General features: G+C 41.1%; 18 protein-coding genes. 13 read left to right on the top strand and 5 right to left on the bottom strand.

What is annotated here, in order from left to right; all coding sequences use genetic code 11:
* Positions 1-128 precede the first annotated feature (128 nt).
* On the top strand, positions 129-2552 hold the full coding sequence (locus tag ACHWSC_RS13800; RefSeq protein WP_394677148.1) for a mechanosensitive ion channel family protein: 2424 nt from the start codon (positions 129-131) through the stop codon (positions 2550-2552).
* Between the two features lie 135 nt (positions 2553-2687).
* On the opposite strand, the gene ACHWSC_RS13795 is transcribed toward ACHWSC_RS13800, so the two are convergent.
* The 3 genes from ACHWSC_RS13795 to ACHWSC_RS13785 are packed head-to-tail and all read right to left on the bottom strand — an operon-like array spanning position 2688 to position 6075.
* Entirely contained in the window at positions 2688-3701 is a 1014-nt protein-coding gene (locus ACHWSC_RS13795) for a metallophosphoesterase family protein (protein WP_394677147.1), read from the bottom strand.
* A complete protein-coding gene (locus ACHWSC_RS13790; RefSeq protein ID WP_394677146.1) occupies positions 3698-4981 on the bottom strand; it encodes an MFS transporter in 1284 nt (427 codons plus the stop codon). The genes ACHWSC_RS13795 and ACHWSC_RS13790 overlap by 4 nt, the downstream gene beginning before the upstream one ends.
* Positions 4981-6075: a zinc-binding dehydrogenase gene (locus tag ACHWSC_RS13785; protein ID WP_394677145.1), complete on the bottom strand. Its 1095-nt coding sequence runs from the start codon at positions 6073-6075 to the stop codon at positions 4981-4983. Before ACHWSC_RS13785 ends, ACHWSC_RS13790 begins: the two co-directional genes overlap by 1 nt.
* 210 nt (positions 6076-6285) lie before the next feature.
* On the opposite strand from ACHWSC_RS13785, the gene ACHWSC_RS13780 reads away from it, so the two are divergent.
* From ACHWSC_RS13780 to ACHWSC_RS13770, 3 genes are all read left to right on the top strand, one after another.
* Complete coding sequence (locus ACHWSC_RS13780; RefSeq protein ID WP_313181637.1) at positions 6286-6612, top strand: PKD domain-containing protein; 327 nt, start codon at positions 6286-6288, stop codon at positions 6610-6612.
* A gap of 41 nt (positions 6613-6653) precedes the next feature.
* The gene (locus tag ACHWSC_RS13775) at positions 6654-7043 is read left to right on the top strand and encodes a hypothetical protein (RefSeq protein WP_236582798.1); all 390 of its coding nucleotides are present in this window, start codon (positions 6654-6656) and stop codon (positions 7041-7043) included.
* A 364-nt stretch (positions 7044-7407) separates the two neighbouring features.
* Complete coding sequence (locus tag ACHWSC_RS13770) at positions 7408-8301, top strand: sensor histidine kinase (protein WP_394677144.1); 894 nt, start codon at positions 7408-7410, stop codon at positions 8299-8301.
* A gap of 168 nt (positions 8302-8469) precedes the next feature.
* Here the strand turns inward: ACHWSC_RS13770 and ACHWSC_RS13765 are convergent, their stop codons facing one another.
* Positions 8470-9156 carry a class I SAM-dependent methyltransferase gene (locus tag ACHWSC_RS13765; RefSeq protein WP_394677143.1) on the bottom strand — a complete coding sequence of 229 codons (687 nt, stop codon included), beginning with the start codon at positions 9154-9156 and terminating at the stop codon, positions 8470-8472.
* Positions 9157-9376: 220 nt separating this feature from the next.
* Positions 9377-10081 (bottom strand): hypothetical protein, encoded by a 705-nt coding sequence (locus ACHWSC_RS13760; RefSeq protein WP_394677142.1) that lies wholly within the window; start codon positions 10079-10081, stop codon positions 9377-9379.
* A gap of 134 nt (positions 10082-10215) precedes the next feature.
* Here ACHWSC_RS13760 and ACHWSC_RS13755 point away from each other — a divergent pair, with 134 nt between their 5' ends.
* The 9 genes from ACHWSC_RS13755 to ACHWSC_RS13715 all read left to right on the top strand — a co-directional run bounded on the left by ACHWSC_RS13755 (position 10216) and on the right by ACHWSC_RS13715 (position 20699).
* Positions 10216-10593 (top strand): hypothetical protein, encoded by a 378-nt coding sequence (locus ACHWSC_RS13755; protein ID WP_075993542.1) that lies wholly within the window; start codon positions 10216-10218, stop codon positions 10591-10593.
* 83 nt (positions 10594-10676) lie between these two features.
* Positions 10677-11531, top strand: a complete 855-nt coding sequence (locus tag ACHWSC_RS13750; protein ID WP_394677141.1) for a FixH family protein — start codon at positions 10677-10679, stop codon at positions 11529-11531.
* A 42-nt stretch (positions 11532-11573) separates the two neighbouring features.
* Entirely contained in the window at positions 11574-12065 is a 492-nt protein-coding gene (locus tag ACHWSC_RS13745) for a cytochrome c (RefSeq protein ID WP_313181655.1), read from the top strand.
* Positions 12066-12113: 48 nt separating this feature from the next.
* Positions 12114-12461 carry a hypothetical protein gene (locus tag ACHWSC_RS13740; protein ID WP_088162326.1) on the top strand — a complete coding sequence of 116 codons (348 nt, stop codon included), beginning with the start codon at positions 12114-12116 and terminating at the stop codon, positions 12459-12461.
* 40 nt (positions 12462-12501) lie between these two features.
* Complete coding sequence (locus ACHWSC_RS13735) at positions 12502-13368, top strand: helix-turn-helix domain-containing protein (protein WP_201667652.1); 867 nt, start codon at positions 12502-12504, stop codon at positions 13366-13368.
* Between the two features lie 249 nt (positions 13369-13617).
* Positions 13618-14184 carry an RNA polymerase sigma factor gene (locus ACHWSC_RS13730; protein ID WP_394677140.1) on the top strand — a complete coding sequence of 189 codons (567 nt, stop codon included), beginning with the start codon at positions 13618-13620 and terminating at the stop codon, positions 14182-14184.
* A 143-nt stretch (positions 14185-14327) separates the two neighbouring features.
* Positions 14328-15533: a FecR family protein gene (locus tag ACHWSC_RS13725; RefSeq protein WP_394677139.1), complete on the top strand. Its 1206-nt coding sequence runs from the start codon at positions 14328-14330 to the stop codon at positions 15531-15533.
* Positions 15534-15711: 178 nt separating this feature from the next.
* Positions 15712-18945 carry a SusC/RagA family TonB-linked outer membrane protein gene (locus ACHWSC_RS13720; protein WP_394677138.1) on the top strand — a complete coding sequence of 1078 codons (3234 nt, stop codon included), beginning with the start codon at positions 15712-15714 and terminating at the stop codon, positions 18943-18945.
* Between the two features lie 2 nt (positions 18946-18947).
* Positions 18948-20699, top strand: a complete 1752-nt coding sequence (locus tag ACHWSC_RS13715; RefSeq protein ID WP_394677137.1) for a RagB/SusD family nutrient uptake outer membrane protein — start codon at positions 18948-18950, stop codon at positions 20697-20699.
* Positions 20700-21192: the final 493 nt, after the last annotated feature.

Genomic DNA, 21192 nt, shown 5'->3' with positions numbered 1-21192 from the left:
AAGGGTAACTATAAAATATCTTGCTGTTAAATGAAGGATGATGAAACAATATTAAAGCAATATATGTACATTTAGGTGTTCATAGTACAATTTAAATACCTAAAGGAAAAAAATAAACTTCAATGGCAATGCGCAGGAAATTTTTAGCATGTTTCTTCATCATATTGTTTTCAAGGGTGTTGTTTGGTAATTCCCAAGATTCTGTTCAGCAGGGATTTGTCGCCAAGACGGAACGATTTTTTAAAGAATCGGCTAAAAGGAGTGTCCGGGATTTGGAAATGGACCGTGCAGCGATCCGCCAAAATCGGGTATTGGAGGATATTAAGTTATTGGCGAGCCAATCGCGTTCCTTTCTGCGCAAAGGTTTCGATTCGTTGAACGTGGACCAGGGGCTGAAGGAGCTGATCGTCTTACATGATATTGCAAAAGATGGTGTCTTTGAAAACAAGGGTTCTGCCCAATCATCGCGCAACCTTACAGTGACCTTCAACATCTTGAACGCACTTTCCATAGAGGTAAGGAGTTTAAAACGCGATATGGACCGTTATCAGGATAGGATCACAAATTATCAGTTGGATCTCGACTCGTTGAGCAATGACCCCGCACTTTTTGTCATCTCTAAGGATTCCACTAATCTTGCCCGGTATATGGACAGGATTCGGGTGATTGCAAGGGAGATTTCACCCATTACGCTGAAATTGGCAGAGCGGATCAACAGTGTCCACGAACTGCAGAATAAAATTAATATCGAGCTGGCACGGCTGGAATCGGATATGGAGGAGGTGCTCTACTATCAGAACCGGCTCTCTAACCGAACGATAGCTCGTAACTTTGTCAATATTTGGGTCCCAAGTAAGTTTGAACGACCGATGAATGAAATCCTCTTCTTCTCATTCGTGAAAGCAAAATGGCTCTATTTCTATTATTTGAGAGCGCATCTGGGAAAACTGCTTTTCTTTTTTTTGGCAACCCTGGTCGTCGTTTCCTATGTTTATGTATTGCGCAGGAGGATCAACGATAAAAATATGGTTCAGTCAAGTCTGTTGCTGCACCGACCGCTTCTGAGCGGATTAATCATCGGATTGTGCGTCATGCAATTTATATTTCCCGCACCACCTTTTGTGTTTACGATCACCATATTGACTGTTGCCTCGGTCTTTTTATCCCTCGTTTTTAGACCGGCAATAACAGGGTATTGGATGGCGATATGGCTTTCCATTCTGACCCTTTTTATTTTAGCCGGATTAGATAACCTCGTGCTTCAACCTTCACGATCGGAACGTTGGTTGATTCTTGTCATTGCTACCCTTTCCTGCCTGGTCGGTCTGCTGGCGCTCTTGAATAAGGAACGTCGCGACGAGATCAAAGAACGTTGGATACTTTTTCCAATTGCATTTATGGTTTTCCTGGAATTTGGGTCTATTATAATGAACCTTTTTGGGCGTTTTAACCTTAGTAAGGTGCTTTTGGTGGCTGGATTGACAAATGCTGTGGTTTTTATTTTGTTTTTGTGGGTGATTCGATTGGTCAATGAGGGATTGCAATTGGCTTCTTCGGTCTATCAGAAGCAGGAAAGAAGATTATTTTATATCAATTATAATAGGGTTGGTAAAAGAGCTCCGGCTTTTTTCTATGCGGTATTGATTGTTGGATGGTTTGTGCTCTTTGGCCGAAATTTCTACGAATTCAGGTTCCTTGCAGATCCCTTGAGAGACTTTTTGGAAACCGAACACCGTTTGGGGAACTATCAGTTTTCGGTCAATAACCTCGCGGTGTTTCTATTAATTATGGTCTGTGCAACGGTGCTTTCGAAGATCGTTTCCTATTTTGCTGCGGACTCCCAATGGGAGAAAAAGGAAGGGGCAGCTCAGCATAAATTTAGACTGGGAAGTTGGATTCTGCTCGTTCGGATCACGATTATCGTGATTGGATTTTTTCTGGCCTTTTCTGCGCTGGGAATTCCGGTTCAGCAGATCGGAATTATCGTAGGGGCGTTGGGGGTAGGAATAGGTTTCGGCTTGCAGACGCTTGTCAATAATCTTGTGAGTGGTTTGATCATTGCCTTTGAAAAGCCTGTGAATGTTGATGACCTAATTGAAATCGGTGGACGATCGGGAAAAGTGAAATCTATCGGATTTCGCAGCAGTGTAATTGCGACAGCGGAGGGGGCCGATCTGATTATGCCGAATGGCGATCTGCTCAATGCACATGTGATGAACTGGAGCCAAGGTGGTGCCAAAAAACGTCTCAGTATTCGACTTGAGGTAAAATATGGGGTAGACCTTGAACGGGTAACTCAGCTGCTCAAAAAAATAATGGACGAGGATGAGCAGATTCTTTCTTCAGGAGGCACTGCTGTGCAATTTGTGCAGGTGAGCTCGCAGGCAGTGGTAGTCGAACTCTATTTTTGGGTCAGAATATCCAAAGATAGTGGCGGTGTCAAGAGCGGATTATTAACCAAGATTTATGCAGCTTTTGCTGATTCAGGTATCGATATGGCTTTGCCGATTCAACAGGTAATTCTCGATCAGACCGATAGCGAACAAAAGTAGAACCCAATCATTAAGGTTGCTCTACCTGAAGATGTCGAAAGAAAGAAGTACAAAGAAGCCGCCTTTTCGTTATGGAAAGCGGCTTCTTTTTTTAGATCAGGGGATTTTTTACCGGGCTATTTACCGATTGTCGCATCAGTACATCAGTTTACGGGAGTCGACTTTCGAAGTAATGGGATAGACGTCTTTGTAAACATCAATTCCGGTTTGGTCGAGTGGAATGCCTGCCATAACGGTTTCCGTTCCCTGAATCGTAATTTCTTTCTTACCAATCGATACCGTTGCCCAAATGGGATCCTGATAAACCAATGTGCGTTTTAAGATGCCATGATCTTTATAGAACGCTGCATCAAAAGCTTTGCTTTCAAAGGTTTCGCCTGCCCAATAGTACGAAGAGCTGTTGATCTGTACGTAGTGGATGCCGTTTATCTCATTGTGATAATTGAGGTGATGGTGGCCCGTTAGTACGAGGATGATTTTATTGAATCCTGCCTCGCTGTTGATCTGTTCAAGCAAATAGCGTACCTGCATGCCATTATCTAAGCCGCCTATGGTATTTTCGAGCCCTTGATGGCAAAAAATAATCGTTCTGAGTTTTGTCTGTTGAAGATCCTGTTTTAGCCAGGTCAACTGCTCTTTTCCGATCGTACGCGGATAGCCTTCAATCTTATTTTCGGGATCTTTTTCATTGCCGTCCAGCACAACAAAGTGGAAACCTTTATCGTCAAAAGAATAATAAGGGGATGTTGCATCCCAGAAGGCCAAAGCTTGTTGTTTGGTGAATCCGCCATCGGTATCGTGGTTACCCAATACGTAGTGTTTTTTACCCTTAAACTGTGCCCATATAGCCATCAGTTTTTTATTAGCGGGTTTTGGGACACAGAAATCGCCTAAGGAAATAATAAAATCAGGCTGTTGTTGGTTCATTGCATCGATAAAAAGTTGAGCGCGACGTTCACCATCATGCATAAGGTCATAATGCAGGTCGGCAATAATACCGAATTTTAGGTTTTGCTGTCTTGCTCCCAAGTTCTCAGATGCTGCAGAGTCTAGGTCTGTACGTGTTTTCGCAATACTGAATGCGGCGGGAGCTAAAAGTCCCGAAATACCTAGGCTGCCAATTTTTAGGAATTGTTTTCGGTTTATCATGGTTTTTTAATTGATATTGATTTTGGGCTTTGGACAAAACTAATGATTGTTGCACATATCGCACATATCAGCGCAACGAAAAGAAATATATTGGCAGTATTGCCTGTGTAATCGATCAGCTTACCAAACAAAGGTTCACCGACAGCAGCAAATACATAGGCAAACATATTCATTACACCAATGCCTGTCCCGACGAGTCTAGCTCCTAATAGATCTGGACTCAAGGTCCAGAAGTTGGCTTGTGGACCGTATACAAAGAAACCTGAGGTAAACATGAGGATACCCATTAGAAGGTGATTGTGAATAGGCACCCAATAAATGAGAAGGGCAATAATGCAGCTGATTATCATACCTGCGGCAATAGATTTACCTCTGTTTTTGTTAAAGACGAGGTCTGAAATGTACCCAAAAGAAAGGGCTCCGAGAGCCATTCCAATAGGGATGAGCAGTGTAAGCCACATGTTGCCTGAGGATTCTTTATAGTTGTTCCCTAAAAAGTGGATCGGTACCCAAAAGATTAAACCGTAGCGTGCCATACTTTGAAATCCAATGGCCAGCGAAGCGATCATAAAGTTGCGATGCCGAAATACGTGTAAATAAGACTGCTTCCAGTTGTCTTGTTTTTCCGATGCTGCAACCTTTTCTTGTGCGTCTTCTTGCTTCGCTATTCCTTCTTTTTCTTCAGCAAAAGTATATCCTTTTCGTTTGGGATCGCTGTATGCTACAAATAGAAAGACCACTAATGCCCCGGCAAGAAATAAGATGGGATAGCGAAATAGTGTACGCCAGCTTTGTTCCTGTTGGACGAGTAACAAGGCCATAAAAAAGGTCAGAACGGAGGAGCTTCCAGCAGCCATGGTATAAAAGCCAAAGGCCTTGCCACGTTCGGAACTGTTCCACCAGTTGGAAATAAGCTTACCTCCAGAGCCCCAGGCCATAGACTGGAAATAACCGTTCAATGTCCAAAGGACCAAAATAGCAATATAGGAGCTGGCAAAACTGATGGCGAGATTACAGAGAATAGATAGCCCTCCGCCAGCGACAATCATAATCTTGGGACTCCATCGATCGGCGAGATTTCCATTGATGAGCTGGCCTATCGCATAGCCCATTAACATTGCAAAACTGATCCAGCCTACTTGCTGAAAACTGATGTCTAGCTCTTTGGCAATACCTCTTGCTGCCCATCCAAAATTGTGTCGCCCTGTGTAAAAGAATAAGTAGCAAAACATGGTTACAAACAACATTTTCCACTGGTCTTTTCTAAATTTTCTTTCCATTAAAGCTGCTCCGTTGAGGGGTTGATGAATAAACCTGCTCGTATTGGTTTGTGCGTTAATGCATAGCTTATCGCTTCATTGACTTCGGCCAGTGGAAAGTCGCGTTCGATCAATGATTCGAAGGGATACTTTTGCCAGTTTTCGATGATAAAATCTACAGCCGCGGAGAAATCGGTATAGTTGTAATTGTGCAGCCCTTTAATCGTGAGCATCTTTCGGATCACTTTTTCGGCGTCTATCCCAGTAGGGCGCTGCTTAAACACAGCACCTACGAAAACAGCATTTCCATGGAGCGCCAAAGTTTCGATGCCGAGTTCCATAGCCTCTGGCGAGCCGCTCATGTCGATAAATCGATCTATTACTGTAGCTTGTAATGCTGTTCTGGATGTGGTTTCACGCAGATCTATTGTAGCAGTCGCACCAAATTTCTTGGCAAGTTCTAAACGTGCAGGATTAATGTCAGAAGCTATGATACTTTTGGCGCCCATTTCCTTGCACATGGCAATGCTAACCAGACCCAATAATCCAATGCCTGCGACATGAATGTTTTTTTTCGTAATGGTTCCTGCCAGGCGAAGGGCTCCGGCCGAAGTGGCAACAGCACAATTGATGGTGGCGGCTACTGCGGGGGAGATATCTTTTGGAAGTACCCGTATGCAGGTATGCGGCCGTAAGATGATATGTGTGGCTAATCCACCATGAAGGCCATCCGCTTCGGTTATCTGACGGTGACCATATTTGTAGATCTTATCGTTTTTCTGTGGAATATCCGGCTGATAGTTGGTACTATTCGGATCGCTGGAAAAAACAGTCCAGGTAATCAGGTCGCCAATATGTAGCTGATTGCCTTGTGTATCAAGTCCGCTATGATCAGGAGAAATCGCGGCGATAACGCCTACAATCTCATGACCTAAAATTGTAGGACGTGGTTCGTTGCGCAGCCCACAATAGGTATGGAGATCACTACCACAAAGTGTGGTATAGCGAATGTTGACCAAAATTTCACCATCCTGCAAAGGAGGAATAGGCTTACTCACTTTGGAGAGCGCTGTATTGGCACGATCAAATACGTAATATGTTGCTAGGTTTTTCATTTTATATAAAAATACATAAGTTTTGTAATACTAAACAAAGTTTATTTATACTGTATTTTTAAAGGGTTAAGTTTTTGTGAATTATGTATCATTTTTTTCTGGACAAAAAAATGAACAAAGTGAAAACGTTGTGTCGAATATCTTGTTATCTTGTCAAAAAAAGTGTAATCAGATTATTCTATGGAACTTGTAAAAAAGAGCATTCTGTTTTTGGGGCTGATAGCAGTCTCTTCCTGCGGTGATAAAGTTGAGAAGAGCGTGGTGGATTGTTTCGGTCAATCTATCCTAATTGATGTCGAGCACAAGGCTTCAGACTCAAATGCATCAAAGATTGATTTTAACATTACGTATGCAGGCAAGGAGACAGTGGACAATGCGGTTCGATGGGACTTTGGTGATGGCACGGTGCAAGATTTTACAGGACGAGATGCGAGTCATACATACACAAAAGCGGGGACGTATACAGCCATTGCCAAGGTAGGATTGAACAATGGACATTGCTCTTTCGATATTAAAGAAACAGTAACGATAAAATAGCGTTTTTAAGTTAGATTTAACCCTATAATTATACCCTTATCATGAAAAAGAAATATTTTTTTACAATGATCTTGCTGTGTATGTTTTTTTCGGTAATGGCCCAGGAGAACAAAAAGGTAAATGCGGGCTGTGGTATGGCATCCACCTATGCCGAGATGGCCTTTATGAGTTTTAAAAAAGCTTATCAGGCTGGATCACTGGATGATGCCAAAGTTTTGCTTAAGGACGCTGTAGGCAAAGCAAAAGAAGCTTCTGCTTACAGTATAATTCCAGATTGCAATTGTGCGAATGCCAAAAATTACGCACTTAATGCGGTAATCTTTGGAAACAAGGCGTTAAAAGCAGCTGATTTGGACAATCTAAAAAAGTGGGCCAAGAAAGCGATGGATATGTCACTGGATGTGATGACAGCCATACCCAATTGCAAATAATTTTGAGCATATTCAGTAAACTCTAGGCAGGCTTTGGAAATTTAGGAAATCTTTGCTGACAGTGCAGCATCGCCGAAATGGATTTTAAAATAGTTAAGTTTATTTGGCGAATAAACAAAAATAAAATACTTAAAACTATTTTACTGAGCTATTGTTCATTAAACCAAAGGTATATAAGGTATACGGCTATTAGAGGATAGTTTTTTGTAAAGGCTAGGTCAAATTGATCTAGCCTTTTTTTGAAAGAGTTAAGAAAGAATCGAAATTAGTGTAATTTTTTTTAAGGTAAATTTTTTAATTAGCATGTGATTGTTTAGCTTTGATATTCCATTAGTCATTATTGTTAATTTATTACCTAAAAATTGTGCAAAGCCAAACTATTATTACCTTACTTATTGTTGGAATAGTCATCAGTAAAACGCTGATAGGCGTACTGATCTACTTTTTAATCCGAAAGAATCGGTTGTTAAAGGTCGAGCAGCTCAAATTGACGACCGCAAACAGTATCCTCAGTGAACAGGCAATTCGTATTCACCATTATAATGAGGAATTAAAAATTGCCGAGAGTTTCAAGACTAAAGTCTTATCGATTGCCTCACATGATCTCAGAGCACCATTTGCATCGGTCGAAATTTTGTTGGCGATTGATGATATTTCTCTAGTTGATAAGGAGGAACTTAAACTCATCTTTTTAAATCTAAAAGGACAGGTGGCCAGATCGCGTACGATGTTGGAAGAGGTCTTACTATGGACAGAGTCACAACTCCGTGATAAACTTGAAAATACCGAGAACTGTAATATTCGCGATCAAATTGATGCGGTATTGGGGATCTATACGCTAGAAATCCAGCGTTTCAATATACAGATCATAAATTCGGTGAATCCGGATTTTTGGGCGGATACACATAAAGGAATTCTCGCTTTTGTGCTTAGAAATGTGATTAGCAATGCCATTAAATATGGACGAGTCGGCGGTAGCATTGTGCTGCAACTGATAGATGATCCGAGCGATCGGTGGGAACTTATCGTCAGCAACGAAGGGGAAGAACTTACGTCGGAAGTCCTCCATAATCTAAATTTTGTCAATAGCTGGGACCGAAAAAAATCTGAGAGCAAAAATGGTGCAGGCTTGGGTATCTCCCTCTGTAAGGATTTGATCAAACGGATAGATGGAAAAATGCAGTTCGAGAATCAGCCTGGTACAGGCGTTTCTGTTCGGATCTCGTTTCCGCGGAAGGCTTATCAGGCTGTCTCTTGATAACAATCAATCCGCTGTAAAAGCCCGATATAGATCGGGCTTTTTTTATGAAGAATTAAATGACAAACTTAGTTTTTTATGAAAGATCGATTGGTATGAAAGATCCGAAAAACCAATTATTTTGCGGCTTTTCCAGACGAAAAACACATCAAGGGTGTTGAACAAATTTTACTTTTTGATAGCCTCTAGCATAAAAAGTCCTTCAGTTTCGAAAGGGAGTTCAAGAATACGATTTTGGGCATCCATATCGACTTCAATAGAACCAAATCCAACTGCTTCCAATAGTTCGACGTCTTTAGCAGGACGTGGATGTGCACTGATGTCTAATGCCGATTTGATGTCATTGATCTGATCGATAGCGCCCGATGGGCATTCATCGTGCCTTTCGGTACTAAAGACCGTTTTCCCAAAATCGGCATCCAGGTTGATCAGTTTTCCGCCCGGCTTAAGCACACGTTCCATCTCGCGGTAGCATTTTTCAAGATCGGGGATGGTCCACGTCATCAACCTGGTGAAGACGAAGTCAAAGGTGTTGGCTTCAAACTGTAGTACTTGCGCATCCATGACCCGATAGTCTACGCGAAGTTCTAGTTCTTGGCTGACGAGTTTTGCATATTCAATCATTTGCGGGGAGAGGTCAACGGCAGTAACCTCAAAACCGGCAAGGGTCATAATGTTGGCAAAATATCCCGTAGCAGTACCAACCTCAAGTACTTTATTGCCCATAGTCTGGCTACGGACGGACTTGAAAAACGCTAGCCAGTGTTCGGTCTCCGGCCGGGACCAAGCTTCATCCCTTTCCTTCCGCCAGGAGCTACTACGGTCATTCCAATATGCTGTTATTCTTTTAATCATCGTAATAATGTTAACGGGTACAAATTTATCCATTTTATCAGCAACAATTGCTGGAATTTATGTCATATCTCCGATCAGCTTACTTTGGGTTTTTATTCTCCTTGCCTCAGCTGCGAACATAAATATCATCAAGCCAATGCACCAACGTAATAATAAATAATAAGCAATACCTGTTGAATATTACACGATGACGTGGGGAGTTTGCCGAGGAAGACAAATTTTAGCTGTTTTTTGATTGTTTCAGTTCATCAATTGTCCGGTTGTATCGATCATAAATGACTTTTTCAGGTTCAAAATTTGGATTAGGTTTCCAATATTCTTCGATCTGAATCGTATTTTCCCTTAAGGTGGTCTTTGACCTTAGTAGTGTTCCTTTTCCATGGACTTCGTTTATGTCAACAGGGTTGATGGAGGAAAAATGTTTTTCTAGCATTTTCGGGATTTCGCGAAAATTGATGCAATTTTCGTAAATAACGACCTTTTTGCTTGTTTTTATCAAGGGTAAGAGAGCTTTCGCTATCCATCCTGGCTTTTCTGACGCGATTTGAAATGCCGGTTGTGTCAGATAAAAGCTGAACTGCGCCTGGTCGTCGCTGTGGTAGTTGCTGTAGATAATGGTCTCGATAATTTCCCAGGAGATAAATTGGGTTGTTTTTAGCAAGGGGATTTGATAGGATAGGCCTTTATGATCGGATGTTACACTTTCCTGTTGGGCAATCTGTCGTGTTATGGTTTTCTCGGATACTCGAAATCCAACGGTCATACCGTACAGGATAATACCGGGGAATAGTATGAAAAGTCCAGAAACGACATAAGCTCCCACAACTTTGCTGTCATGAACCATCATCAATATGGTCAAAGCTATTCCGATGCAGATAAACAGCCCAAGTAATAATTTAATGACTAAAAGAGGGTTAAACTTCATTTGCTCAAAGCGCGTGATTTTTAGCTAAATGTACTAAAACTTCTTGATGTTTTAGAAAACATTTGAGCGTTTTGAAAAGAGGCAGTTCGTTGCTGGTATGTCAATAATTAGTATATTTGCTGCACTAGCGATACATGAAAGCGAAACAATTGATATGGATTCTACTGCCGCTGATGCTCCTGCAGAGCTTCTCTTCGGTATGGCTATGGACTGTTTTTGAATTTAACAGAGATTATATCGCTAAGAATGAGTGTATCAATCGATTCAACGAAAAGGCACTTTCCTGTAGAGGACAATGTATCTTGATGAAGAAAATGCGTGAACATGAGGAGAAGGAACAAAAAAACCTGGAATCTCGTATAATCGACGTTGTATTTATCAATAATCAGCAATGTTTTAACCTTGATATCGCTTTTTTTGAAGAAGCGGCTGCGGAGACCTTACTTCCAGCATATCAGGCAAACTATAGCTATAGACCAATCTTTACTATTTTTCATCCACCTTTGGTTTAAGTCATTTTGCTTTTCGTACGGGCTGTCGGCATGTTGACTGATGGCAGGTACTGTCTATTTTCAAAAGATTTAAATCAATACATATGAATTTATATTCCCGTGTCGGGACTGTCGGGGGCGTAATCTTACTGCTACTCGCGTTTTCAGTTGCTTTTTCAACTTCATCCTGTACTGCCGATCATTCAAAAAAGAACGGTAAGAATGCTACGGATTTTATCCTGCCTAAGGAGTCCGATCTGGTCCGTGTAGCGGATACTGTTTGGGATGTTACCAATTATACCGTATATGCGGATGCTAAACTCAACAATAAATATCATACCATCTATCTGCGTTTAAGAGATACCTCGGGAATTCCGATCAATGACAAATCCCTTGATTTTTATCCAGAAATGAGTATGGGACGTATGAAGCATGGTGGCCCCTTTGAGCATCCCGTCGCGCTCGGCGACGGCTGGTATAGAGGCCCAATGGTTTTTATTATGGCAGATATCCCGCAGATGGGAAAGGGTTGGCAATTACATACGATACGTAGTCACAATCGCATAAAAGATACACTTGCCATCAAGATTCCGGTTACTGCAGCAGCAACCATGCGAACAATGAGCTCAGGAACCAGAGACGATAGTCGCGTATTTATTTCCTGCCTATTGCCTGATAGCGTAAAGCAGGGAAAGCACCCGATCCGATTTTTAATGAATAAAATGGATGGTCATCATTTTCCGGTATTAGATCATTATGTCATTAAACTAAAGACCAATAGGTCTACTACGGAAACGGGGTCTTCGGAAAATTTTGCTGCTGAAAGTACAGGTAATGGTTACTATGAAGGCACTGTTAATTTTTCTATGCCTGGTCGTTGGGAAGTCATTGTCGAACTATGGAAAGCGGGCAAAAAATCAAATCAGGATGATATAAAATATCTAGTGCAGGTCATTTAATACAAACAGAATTTATTTTACCAATATACTTAAACAATAAAAATGAAAAAGAAAATCAACGTAATTCTAGGCTGTTTCGGTTTTGTAGCTATACTGGCGTGTAGCGGAAATGAGGGTACAAAAGTCAAGAAAGAAGATCGTGCCGAGCAACCTTCCGTAGCTGAGCCTGCGGCTATGCTCGATTATAAAACAGCGGGATCCAAAGGTGTAGGAACCATTACGTCCTTTGAACACAAACCCTTTGATGCGCAGCTTGCAAATAAGGGTGTAGAACTATTTGTGTCGAAATGTGCAATGTGCCATAGTTTTGACCGCACATTAGTAGGGCCATCATTGGATGCTGTCATCAAACGTCGTACCCCGGAGTGGATTATGAACATGATGTTAGATCCGGCAACCATGCTGGAGAAAGATGCCGACGCAAAAGTACTTAGCAAGGAATATGGTTCGCCAATGATTAGTTTGGGCTTGAAGCAAGAAGAGGCACGTGCCATTTTAGAATATTTGCGTGAACGTAATAGCACAACAAAATAGATCGGATCAATGAAGTTTCAGCGCTGTAGATGGTGGTTTTGTATGATAATGGCTTGGGCAATATGTGTGCAGGCAACCAATCTATTGTGGGCATTTATTGAATTTGAGTGCAATCGCACGTATATCGAGCAAAATCTCTGCGTCAATCGTTTTGAACCGGCAGTGAGCTGCAAAGGTTTCTGTTTCCTCAGCGAAAAGACGGTTGAACAAAAGGATGTGAACAATGTGCTCGCCAAAATGAAGGGGGTGGAAATATTGGTCTTTGTGCAGTATGTGAAGGAAATCTTGCTGTGCTCTCCAATAGTACCTGCTGTGAAGACTGTCTATCCGAAAGACTTTGTCTCTGATACCTTCGGAGGTATACTACCTAAAATTTTTAGACCGCCAATCATTTGATTATTCCACAAATATTTTTTTACAGAATAATCATAAAGAAATGGTAATACGAAAAGAGAAACTAGATTTTCTAAAATTAGAAGATATTGATTCCACTTCGAAGGGAATCGTTATTATGCCTATAGCAGCTTTTTTACAAGCTAAAGCAAATCAAAATACGCTCCATCTAAGATCTTTTTATACCCTTTTGTTTATCAAGAGTGGTGAACTGTCTATGGTAGCGGATCAGAGCGTACAGATTATAGCTGCCCATGATATAATCAGCATAAATTCAAATTGTGTGTGTAGTTTTCAGGCAGGTTCGTCTGTAGAAGGATACAGTGTCTTATTTACAGAATCTTTTTTCATGGAAAGGCAGAACACTGCTGTAAGAAAATCCTTTCATTTTTTAAGGAGTAGATGTAAGCACGCTTTTGTGCTCTCAAAAGAAGATATGATCAGTTGTCTACATATAGTAAGTTTGATGGAAACTGCTTATAATTCAGTTAAATTGAGTGCTCACGGTGTATTGAGCCGCTACTTAACCATGTTGCTCCAGATTTTGGGACGGCAAATCGTGGTCGATCATGTAGTTGTAAAGCAGGAGGATGATGACGATAAAATCCGAAGTTTCGAATCTTTGGTTGATAGTCATTATGCGCAGCAGCGTTATCCGTCATTTTATGCAGAGCAATTGAATATATCGATCAACTATCTTAATCGGATTTGTCGAAAAAAAAGATCGACGAGCTGCGGTACTATTATCCGTGGACGCATACTATTGGAGGCCGAGCGATTGCTTTATCATACTTTTAAAACGGTAAAAGAAATTGCCTTTGAACTTGGTTTTGAAAATGTACCATATTTCAGTACATTTTTTAAAGCAAATAAAGGAATGAGTCCCGAGGAGTTTAGGAAAAATTGTTGATGTAAATATGACTAAAGGCCTTTTTCATGTAGTTGAAAAAGGCTTTATCTTTCCATTGTAGCATCTTCCTGGATCTTCACAAAAAGAATAAAAGTGGATTTTCCATTTCCTTTTTATATTTTAGTAGTAAGATTCAACCAATTATCTTCTATTACCACAAAGTATCGAGATAAATTTATGTTCGCTTAACAGTAAAGTTAAATGGACATCGTTTATTTATCCATATTTTTTTACGATAAGAAACAACCGATGAGTTTAAAGGAAATGCCTATTGAAATAAATACGTTCATTCTTTTCCAGCAAGGAAATGAGCAGGCGTTTCGACGTGTGTTTGAAAAATATCAGCCACAGATCTTTTCACGCGCGTTATATTTCTCAGGTCAGTCGGAAGAGGCGGAAGAAATTACACAGGAAGCCTTTGTGCAGTTACATCGTTATCGTGAAAAAATAAACACTCCGGAATCAATTTATCCCTTTTTATATCGCGTTGCCAAACGTATGGCTATTTCTAGATTTAGGCGAAAGATATTGCGTGATCAATATGAACTCGAGCAGCATGCGGATTGGGAAGAAGCTGGACAGGCCTTGGCACAACAACTGGACTACCGTGAGCTTCAACAAGAATTGGAAAAAATCATAGGAGAACTTCCTGAACAGCAGCAGCGTATCTATCGTCTTAATAAGCTGGAAGATCATAGTTATCAGGATATTGCTGAACAGGTAGGACTATCCAAAAATACGGTGCGCAATCATCTGGCCCTGGCAAGTAAATTTGTCCGTCTTCGTCTGGACAAGATTTTTCTATTTTTTTTGTAACATAAAGCATCTTTAACATAAGGAATAGTAGCCTGGACAACCAAGGGTTGATGCCGCTTTTATTATTTTTTAAATACTTTATAATTCCATTGGTACATCTTTCTTTTTCGTTCGATTAGTTAGTATAGAAGAGCAAAGAAAGCATGAATGAAAATAAGGAATACAGTGAACTGATCGCAAAATATAGAAGAGGTTCTTGTAAGGCGGCGGAGATAAAGCGGATTCGGGAATTGGTAAATGACCCTAAGTTTATTGCTGCTTTGGAAGAGCAGTGGGAAAAGGGAGGGCATGTTGTCGAGGAGACCGCTATTGACAAAGAGCGACAGTTTCAACACATTTTATCGCGTATAGAGGCGGGTGAAAAAATTAAAGCGATTCCTGATACCCGTAACGTCGGACGGCAGGGACGCCTATGGCTTAAAGTGGCCGCTTCTATTTTTTTATGTGCTTTTGCAGCTTCACTATATTTTTATTTACAACAACCTTCCAAACAGACGGGCGAAAGAAGATTGGCCAGCCAACATTCGGCTGTGGTACCGGGGAGACAGACAGCACAGATCCTATTTGATGATGGAACTGCTGTCGATCTTGAGAAAATCATTGGAGATACCACTATCGTGCGCACATCGTTTACTGTTCGTAAAACCAAAGACGGAAAAATTACCTATCATTTTCCGCAGGGACAAGCTGAAAATAAATTGGTATATAATACGATAGTGACGCCTAAAGGCGGTGAGTACAAATTGGTGCTTCCTGATGGTACACAGGTGTGGCTCAATGCTATGACGAAAATTCGCTACCCCATCAATTTTCGGGCGCAGATTCGGGAGGTTGATCTAGAAGGTGAAGCTTACTTTGAGGTCACAAAGGTCATGAATGGAGGCAAACGCATTCCTTTTATCGTGAAAACGGGTGGACAGTCGTTGGAGGTGCTGGGGACAGCTTTTAATATCTCCAGTTATAATCAGCAGGTGGTTACTACACTTACTGAAGGAAAGGTGAAATTGACCTATGCGGGAGCCCAAGTTGGCGAGAAATTCCTGATACCCAATGAGCAGTCACGATACGATATCAAGAAAGCTGTATTTACCAAAGCTGTGGTTGATCCTTTTTACTTTATGGCGTGGAAAAATGGGAATTTCGCCTTTGATGACGCTTCAATCTATGAGGTGATGGAGGCAATTAGCCGCTGGTATGACGTCGAAATCCGCTATCATGGCAATTTAGAAAAAGTTCGCTTTTCGGGTTCTATATCCCGATATGAAAATATCGATAAACTGTTGAAAACAATCGCCCTAGCCGGGGGTGTCCGCTTTGAGCGGAAGGAAAGGAGGGTAGAGGTGATGTAACAGGAAAAAAACAGGAGTGTTGGAAGCACTCCTGTCTAATTGATGGATTTTGGATAAATCCTAGATTGATAGATCAAGTCGCTTATTATTAATTTATCAACCAATGCAAATTTATAAAAAAAATCGGGCTCGCGTTTTCCCGATGAAGGAAAACGTATGCTTTAAAATTCCAATTTCAATGAAATTGTCTATTGCTTTGCCGCTCTTATTTGCCGCAAATATGCATGTCGGAGCGATGACTTACGCGCAAAAGGTAAGTTTATCCATGAAAAATGCCAGACTATCTACCGTTCTCAAAGACCTACAGAAGAAAAGTGGTGTTAATATTTTCTTTAACGAGTCCATCTTTTCGGAAGATAAGCTTGTCAATGTAAATTATAGAAATGTACCATTTAACGATGTATTGGAAGACATCTGTAAGCGATACAAGATCGATTACAAGCGTGTAGATAATAATATTGTATTGAATCGCACCACGTTTGCCTTGTCGAAAACAGAAGACATTCGGATGAATATTCAGAAACGGCAGATCACAGGGATAGTCAAATCGGTAGACGGTAAGGGGCTTGCTGCTGTAACGGTAACAGAAAAAGGAATGGGCAATAAGACCAGTACCCAAGCGGATGGTAGCTTCCGAATTGAGGTACAAAGCCAAAACCCTGTTCTTCAGTTTACGATCGTAGGTTATCAGGCTAAAGATGTCGCTGTCAATAATAACAATGTATTGACTGTTCAATTGGATACGGTTATCAATGCAATGGATGAGGTTGTCGTTGTGGGATATGGAAAGCAGACGAAGCAGGATCTAACAGGCTCTGTCAATCAGTTGGATGCAAAGAGTTTCAGACAAGGTGCGGTCATCTCGGCCGATAATCTAATTCAAGGTAAAGTTCCCGGCGTGCGTGTAGTAGGGAACAGCGGCGAGCCAGGTGGTGGCGTGGATGTTACGATTAGAGGGGTAGGTTCTATCCGCAGTGGCAGTACACCGCTATTTGTTGTTGATGGAGTACCCTTGAGCAATGAAAATGTGAGCCCTGGTGGCCAGGATATCGGTTTTGGTTCAAGTAGACCTAAAAATCCACTGAATTTTCTGAATACAAGCGATATCGAATCCATTACGGTTCTTAAAGATGCTTCAGCAGCGGCAATCTACGGGGCGAGAGGTTCTAACGGCGTGGTGATTATTACGACAAAAAAAGGGAAGAAGGGGGAGGCTAATCTGACGGCTGATTCATACTTGGGATTTTCTTCGGTGGCGCATAAAGTAGATGTGATGTCTGCCGAACAATATCGCAGTGCAATAAAAGATAAGGCCTTTGATCACGGTAGTAACACCGATTGGCAGGATGTGGTCTATCGCACGGCAAAAACAAGGAACAATTCCCTCTCCTTTTCAAAAGCAAGTAGTACAGGTAATTATTATGTGTCTGCCGCACAGATGGACCAGCAGGGGATTGTGCAGAACAGTGATTTTAGACGAACTTCTGCTCGTGTTAATGCTTCCGAATCGTTTTTGGATGATAAAAGGCTTACGGTTGGATTTAACCTTACGGCTAGTGAAACCAAAGATATTGGTGTGCCGACAAGTGACAATACGGGGGCATTTGGCCAATTGATTACACATACCTTGATGGCAAATCCTACCCGTTCGGTATTTGATGACAAAGGGAATTTTACAAATTTTAATATGAATGCGCATTACAACCCGATGTATTTGTTGGATATCTATCGGGATAATACGCGGACACTGCGTGCATTAGGTAATTTGGATATTTCTTTTCGCATTATCGATGGGCTGGTATACAAGTTCAATTTGGGAATTGACCGCGCCATGGGTGAACGGAATACAACTATTTTCCCCAATATTACCGACCTCAATCCCCGAGGAAGATTCATGAAATATAATCAGAATTCGAAAAATACCCTGCTCGAGCATTACCTGAATTATAGTAAATTGATCTATAAACATAAAATTGAAGCTTTAGCGGGATTTTCCTATCAGAAATTTGATAATGGAGGAAATGGTTATACCATTGATGGCATCGCAAATAAGGGGGAAGGTGTACTTCCGGAAAATAATCCGGGCTACGCTGGACGTCCAACAACAGCAACAGGTTTTTCTCAGGTGAATGAACTGCAGTCCTATTTTACACGTGTCAACTACAGTTATGACAATCGTTACCTGTTGACAGCTTCCTTGCGTGCCGATGGATCTACCCGATTCGGAAAGAATAACAAATATGGTTATTTCCCTTCATTTGCTTTGGGCTGGAATATCGCTAAGGAAAACTTTCTGAAAGAGACCAATTGGCTAAATGACTTGAAATTCAGGGCCAGTTGGGGGAATACGGGTAATCAAGAAGTTCAAAATAAAATCACCAAAGCGAGTTACTCCTTGGCAGCTGGCAATGGCTACTACATGAATGACGATCTTGCATTGGTCAACGGCGTATCTGTCAATCGTACACCCAATCCAAATTTAAAATGGGAAGTTGTGACGCAAACAAACTTCGGTGTTGATTTTGATTTGTGGAAAGGTAAATTGTACGGAACATTGGAATACTACAATAAAACCACCACAGATGCAATATTAAATATTCCTTCGCAGGTATTGAGCCCTACGGCCGATATATGGGTCAATATCGATGGTAAATTGGTGAATAAAGGATTTGAATTTTTACTCGGATCAAAGTTGATCAATAAGGAAGGATTTAGCTGGACAGTGGATGTCAATGGTGCGACATTGCAAAATAAAATCGAAGATTTGCCTGTATCCGAAATTCTTTCTGGCGCTATTGCGGGGCCAGGGCAATCTGGTGTGAACGTCAATATTTATAAGAGCGGATATGCTGCCGGCTCCTTTTATTTATGGGATTATGAAGGAGTAGATGATAAAGGTAATTACCAATATAGTGACCAACGTCGAATTATTGAAGGGGCTTTACCCAAATTTACCTACGGTTTGAATAGCCAAATGTACTATAAGGCATTTGATTTTTCTTTTTCATTTATCGGACAGTTGGGCGGTTATAATTTTAATAATATGGCGATGAATGCATTGAATATTAATAATCTGGCATCGGATAGAAACGTGTCCAATAGGTATTATGCGCCCAATATCAGTCCTTCCAATAACCCGCAGATTTCAACGCTTTACCTTGAAAAGTCTGATTTTATTCGACTTAATTCTGTTCGTTTAGGCTATACGATACCTTTGGTCAGCAAGAAATGGGTTCAATCCGTTGGATTGTACGTAACGGGACAGAACCTATGGACGGTAACAAAATATTCTGGATATGATCCGTTAATCAACAGCCCGCGTGTAAGTAACGGCAACCAGTCGCTGGGGGTTGATTATACGGCCTATCCTTCGGCAAAGACATTTTTATTTGGTGCAACGATTAAATTTTAGTGATGAAAAAGATTTTTTTTAATAAATATATCCTCTGCGTATCCTTTATGCTGCTTTTAGGTAGTTGTACAAAGTTGGATGAGCAGGTACTCGATGAGGTTCTTGGTGACGATGCTTCAAATCCCGAAGGCGCATTGGCCGCGGCTTATGATCGTCTGGGAAAAGGAACTTTTGTTGATCACGGTGGTGTTTTTGCCCTCCAGCAATATACCACTGATGAAGCTATTTTGGCAACCCGTGGAAGCGATTGGGGGGATGGCGGTAAATGGCGTTCGATGCATGAATTTACCTGGACACCAGATAATGCCATTGTAACCGACAATTGGAATATGTTAACCAATGGAATCACACGAGCAATGACGGCGGTTAAAGCTGTGACTGAGTCAAATATCCCACAAAAAAAGCTCTTTCTTGCTGAATCCAAAGGACTACTGGCATTCTATATGTATACGGTTCTGGATTTGTATGGTCAGGTTCCTTATAGAGACCCTTTGAATGAACGGGAACCTTTGGAAATAAAAAAGGCAGCCTCCACTATTGATGAACTGATTGTAGAAGTCGAGAGCTTACTTCCTGATTTGGCTTCATTGGGTGATCAATCCACCCACAATGGTCGATTTACCAAAGAAGCAGCCTACGGTTTATTAACACAGATGTATCTCAATCGCGCTGTTTTTAAAAACAGGATGGCAAATACCTATGAATTTACCGAGAAAGCTGTCTCTGGTGATGGAACAGATATGGATAGGGTCATCTATTATTCTTCACTGCTGATCAATTCTTCAAAATTCCGTTTGGAAAGCAACTATTTTAATAGCTTTTCCATTAAAAATGAGAAAGGCCCAGAGCTAATCTGGGTAATTACACAGAAAATCGATAAGATCAGAAATGGATCCAATTCTTTTGCTTATGTCTGCGTCGAACGTAACCAGCGACCTACTCCGGTAAATCGTGGTACCAATGCAGCCTGTATCACACCTGAATTTTATGCGACATGGAATGGAAATCATGATGATCCACGTTTCTCAAGAAAATATCAATATGGCGACGGTACTTGGTTTTATAATGATCGGGAGCAAAGTGTTCCATCGACAGATATTGTACCGGGGACAAATCTGATGTGGTTTCATTTTAACCGCGGTATTATTGAAGGCCAACAGTATGGGCCAAAGCTGACTGCAAATGGCGCTTTTGAAATGACCGCAGACGGACGTATTAAGGTATCGCAATTGTCTATGGAGAAAAGTGCTGGTACAAAGATGATATTTACTCCAGAACTCAATTTTGACGATCCCAAACAGGCTGTCTTTAAGCAAGATCAAATCAATCGTGGTGTTCGGGTTTTTAAATATGAATACGATCCCGGAGACGGCAATGGCTCAAGTAATGTCGATATTCCATTGGTGCGCCTTGGTGCAATTTACACAATGCGTGCTGAAGCTTATTTCAGAAAAGGAGAAGTGAATTTGGCGCTCAATGATATTAATAAATTACGTTCATCACGCACGAGGGAGTCACTCTACGGAAATGAACCTGGGAAGACAATTTCCTCGTTGAATGCGAGCGATCTTTACCGTGAAATTGCTTTTGAAACGTATTGGGAGCTGCTTCGCCGCCCACAAATGATACGTTTCGGAAAGTATGATCTGCCTTATAGCGCCAAACCGGCAACACAACCGTTCAGGCGTCTGTTTCCGATTCCACAAAGTGTTATGGATGTGACGAAGGATTTTAAACAGAACGAAGGGTATTAAAAACGGGGTTCTTAATAAAATACTCCCCTATTCCTTAATAGGGGAGTATCAAATACTATTGAGACCGCTGGATTTCCGCTGTATACCTTGGTGAACCAACCTTATTTTTTCTTTTCCGATTTTTTCTTACCATCAACAGGTAAATCCAATATAGCCATTAATAATAGATAATAACCTTTTTCCAATCCTATTTTTTGCGCTTTTTGGTGTATAGTGTCCATATCTTTAGTCAATTATTGTTTAAATTCTATTTTACTATTTGGGTAAACAGAATCAAATGCTGTACCCAAAAGCTTCCCTTGGCCCGTTAACCGTATTTTTAGGGTGTAAATAACGTAACGCATTCACTTTGTGACAAAAAAATACGGACTGCTCAAGTATTTAATGCAGTGAAGGTATCGGACGTATCCGCAGTGAGATGTAAAAAGTACATGAACGTCATTGCTGTAAAACATTTTCAAGGCCAGTATTGTCATACTTCCAATTAATAATT

The organism is uncultured Sphingobacterium sp., assembly GCF_964277905.1.
GTDB classification, from domain to species: Bacteria; Bacteroidota; Bacteroidia; order Sphingobacteriales; family Sphingobacteriaceae; genus Sphingobacterium; species Sphingobacterium siyangense.
The sequence above is the reverse complement of the archived record's forward strand: the minus strand, read 5'-3'. Positions and strand labels throughout refer to the sequence as shown.

Coding starts and splice junctions, on each gene's coding strand:
- ACHWSC_RS13755 (WP_075993542.1), top strand. CDS start 10,216: ATGAAAGCGAAACAATTGATATGGATTCTACTGCCGCTGATGCTCCTG.
- ACHWSC_RS13765 (WP_394677143.1), bottom strand. CDS start 9,156: ATGATTAAAAGAATAACAGCATATTGGAATGACCGTAGTAGCTCCTGG.
- ACHWSC_RS13760 (WP_394677142.1), bottom strand. CDS start 10,081: ATGAAGTTTAACCCTCTTTTAGTCATTAAATTATTACTTGGGCTGTTT.
- ACHWSC_RS13775 (WP_236582798.1), top strand. CDS start 6,654: ATGAAAAAGAAATATTTTTTTACAATGATCTTGCTGTGTATGTTTTTT.
- ACHWSC_RS13785 (WP_394677145.1), bottom strand. CDS start 6,075: ATGAAAAACCTAGCAACATATTACGTATTTGATCGTGCCAATACAGCG.
- ACHWSC_RS13800 (WP_394677148.1), top strand. CDS start 129: ATGCGCAGGAAATTTTTAGCATGTTTCTTCATCATATTGTTTTCAAGG.
- ACHWSC_RS13750 (WP_394677141.1), top strand. CDS start 10,677: ATGAATTTATATTCCCGTGTCGGGACTGTCGGGGGCGTAATCTTACTG.
- ACHWSC_RS13795 (WP_394677147.1), bottom strand. CDS start 3,701: ATGATAAACCGAAAACAATTCCTAAAAATTGGCAGCCTAGGTATTTCG.
- ACHWSC_RS13715 (WP_394677137.1), top strand. CDS start 18,948: ATGAAAAAGATTTTTTTTAATAAATATATCCTCTGCGTATCCTTTATG.
- ACHWSC_RS13745 (WP_313181655.1), top strand. CDS start 11,574: ATGAAAAAGAAAATCAACGTAATTCTAGGCTGTTTCGGTTTTGTAGCT.
- ACHWSC_RS13730 (WP_394677140.1), top strand. CDS start 13,618: ATGAGTTTAAAGGAAATGCCTATTGAAATAAATACGTTCATTCTTTTC.
- ACHWSC_RS13740 (WP_088162326.1), top strand. CDS start 12,114: ATGGCTTGGGCAATATGTGTGCAGGCAACCAATCTATTGTGGGCATTT.
- ACHWSC_RS13725 (WP_394677139.1), top strand. CDS start 14,328: ATGAATGAAAATAAGGAATACAGTGAACTGATCGCAAAATATAGAAGA.
- ACHWSC_RS13790 (WP_394677146.1), bottom strand. CDS start 4,981: ATGGAAAGAAAATTTAGAAAAGACCAGTGGAAAATGTTGTTTGTAACC.
- ACHWSC_RS13735 (WP_201667652.1), top strand. CDS start 12,502: ATGGTAATACGAAAAGAGAAACTAGATTTTCTAAAATTAGAAGATATT.
- ACHWSC_RS13720 (WP_394677138.1), top strand. CDS start 15,712: ATGAAATTGTCTATTGCTTTGCCGCTCTTATTTGCCGCAAATATGCAT.